At 45.1% G+C, this 2,082-nt stretch carries 3 protein-coding genes; all 3 read left to right on the top strand.

What is annotated here, in order from left to right; genetic code table 11:
• The coding region (gene pstA / locus IQR33_RS09365; protein WP_193843660.1) for a phosphate ABC transporter permease PstA at positions 1-926 on the top strand (926 nt) is incomplete at its 5' end.
• 2 nt (positions 927-928) lie between these two features.
• The gene (gene pstB, locus IQR33_RS09370) at positions 929-1,747 is read left to right on the top strand and encodes a phosphate ABC transporter ATP-binding protein PstB (RefSeq protein ID WP_005381745.1); all 819 of its coding nucleotides are present in this window, start codon (positions 929-931) and stop codon (positions 1,745-1,747) included.
• Positions 1,748-1,777: 30 nt separating this feature from the next.
• Positions 1,778-2,082 (top strand): PhoU domain-containing protein (locus IQR33_RS09375; protein WP_322631759.1); only part of this gene is annotated, 305 nt, incomplete at its 3' end.

Raw genomic sequence — 2,082 nt, forward strand, 5'->3', positions numbered from 1 at the left:
CCGAGGATATGACGGGGTCACAAGTATCGATTCCGCTCGAAGACATTTTGGACTACTGGTATCCAAACCAAATGTCACTGCCTGATAAAGTCATGCATTGGGGAAAACAGGTTTGGAAGTTTTTATCTGAAGATCCAAGAGAGTCTAACTCCGAAGGAGGCGTGTTCCCTGCGATATTTGGTACGGTTTTCTTAGTACTCATTATGTCGATCATTGTGATGCCACTTGGGGTGATCGCCGCTATCTATCTACATGAATACGCTAAGAATAACGCTCTAACCAGAGTGATTCGTATTGCAGTTATAAACCTAGCGGGTGTTCCATCGATTGTTTATGGCGTGTTTGGTTTAGGCTTCTTCGTTTATACGATAGGTGCCTCTATCGACAACGTATTCTATGCGGAGAAGCTACCGGCACCAACCTTTGGTACGCCGGGTTTGTTATGGTCTGCACTAACTCTTGCCGTGCTGACGCTTCCAGTTGTGATTGTGACTACTGAAGAAGGTTTAACTCGTATTCCGAGCTCAGTACGACATGGTTCTCTGGCGCTTGGTGCAACTCAGTTCGAAACACTATGGCGTGTGGTTTTACCTATGGCGACGCCAGCTATTATCACAGGTTTGATCCTTGCGATTGCACGTGCAGCTGGCGAAGTAGCGCCACTGATGCTGGTGGGGGTCGTGAAATTGGCATCCAGTTTACCGGTTGACGGACAATTCCCTTATGTGCATTTGGATAGAAAGTTCATGCATTTAGGTTTTCACATTTACGATGTTGGCTTTCAAACCTCCAACATCGAAGCGGCGCGACCATTAGTTTATGCTACCTCTTTCTTACTCGTGACAGTGATTGTCGGGCTAAACTTAACAGCAATCAGTATTCGCAATAATTTACGAGAAAAATACAGAACGTTAGGACAAGATTAAGTATGTTTAATTTTGATAGTACATTAGGTTATGAGCCACCATTGGATGTTCATAATTTAACGGATGAACAAACAGCCATCTCAATCGAGAACCTTAATCTGTTCTATGGTCAAACTCAGGCGCTGCATGATATTTCGATGCGAATTCCCAAAGGGCGAGTCACCGCTTTTATCGGTCCTTCAGGGTGTGGAAAGTCGACGTTATTACGTTGCATCAATCGCATGAACGACTTAGTGGAAGGGTGTCGAGTCACAGGTAAAGTGCGTCTCCACGGCAAGAATGTTTATCATCCTAATGTCGATGTTGCGACACTTCGACGCCGAGTGGGGATGGTGTTTCAAAGACCCAATCCATTTCCTAAGTCTATTTATGAAAACGTAGTTTATGGCTTACGCTTACAAGGTGTAAAAAACAGCCGCAGTTTAGATGACGCAGTGGAGCGATCCTTGCGCTCGGCGGCGTTGTGGGATGAGGTAAAAGACCGCTTGCATGAGAACGCATTTGGCTTATCTGGTGGTCAGCAACAGCGCTTGGTCATTGCACGTGCGGTGGCGATTGAGCCGGAAGTCCTGTTATTGGACGAGCCAACATCAGCGTTGGATCCAATCTCAACTTTAACTATTGAAGAGCTTATCAATGAGCTGAAGACTCAATATACTGTCGTTATCGTTACCCATAATATGCAACAAGCGGCGCGAGTGAGTGATCATACTGCATTCATTCATATGGGTAAGTTAATTGAATACTCTGACGCGGATTCGATCTTCACTTCGCCAATGAAGAAACAGACCGAAGATTACATTACGGGTCGCTACGGTTAAGTCGCGACTCTATACGGAATAAGGAACATCATGCACTTTGGACGTCATATTTCAGGACAATTTAACGTAGAGCTAGAATCGATTCGTACTCATGTATTAACCATGGGGGGCTTGGTAGAACAGCAGCTTTCGTATGCTATTCAAGCCTTGCATAAAGAAGACATCGAACTGGCGCGTAAGGTTGTGCGTGACGATCATAAAGTGAATGCGATGGAAGTCTCGATCGATGACGCTTGCACACGCATTATTGCTAAGCGTCAGCCAACGGCAAAAGACTTGCGCTTAATTATGGCTATCATCAAAACGATCACTGATTTAGAACGTATCGGTGACGT

Source organism: Vibrio sp. OPT46, from assembly GCF_015163535.1.
Classification (GTDB): domain Bacteria; phylum Pseudomonadota; class Gammaproteobacteria; order Enterobacterales; family Vibrionaceae; genus Vibrio; species Vibrio alginolyticus.

What these genes read in the sequence shown, in the direction of transcription:
- pstB (WP_005381745.1), top strand. Translation starts at nt 929, where the DNA reads ATGTTTAATTTTGATAGTACATTAGGTTATGAGCCACCATTGGATGTT.